Raw genomic sequence first — 312 nt, forward strand, 5'->3', positions numbered from 1 at the left:
GCCGCCGGGGAAGCAGCAGCAAAAACTGTGCTTTCAGCGATGAAAAGCGACGATTTCAGTAAGCAAAAACTCGCGGAATATCGTCAGCATCTTGAGAGTGGCCCGCTGCGCGATATGCGCATGTACCAGAAACTACCGGCGTTCCTTGATAACCCACGCATGTTTAGCGGCTACCCGGAACTGGCGGTGGGCGTGGCGCGTGACCTGTTCACCATTGACGGCAGTGCGCCGGAACTGATGCGCAAGAAAATCCTCCGCCACGGCAAGAAAGTGGGCTTCATCAATCTGATCAAGGATGGCATGAAAGGAGTG

1 pseudogene is annotated in these 312 nt (G+C 55.1%); it reads left to right on the forward strand.

The features are described from left to right. A pseudogene (locus tag LZP73_RS19740) lies at positions 1–312 on the forward strand (FAD-dependent oxidoreductase); the annotation flags it as partial.

This window comes from Shewanella sp. AS16, from assembly GCF_021412365.1.
Classification (GTDB): Bacteria; Pseudomonadota; Gammaproteobacteria; order Enterobacterales; family Shewanellaceae; genus Shewanella; species Shewanella salipaludis.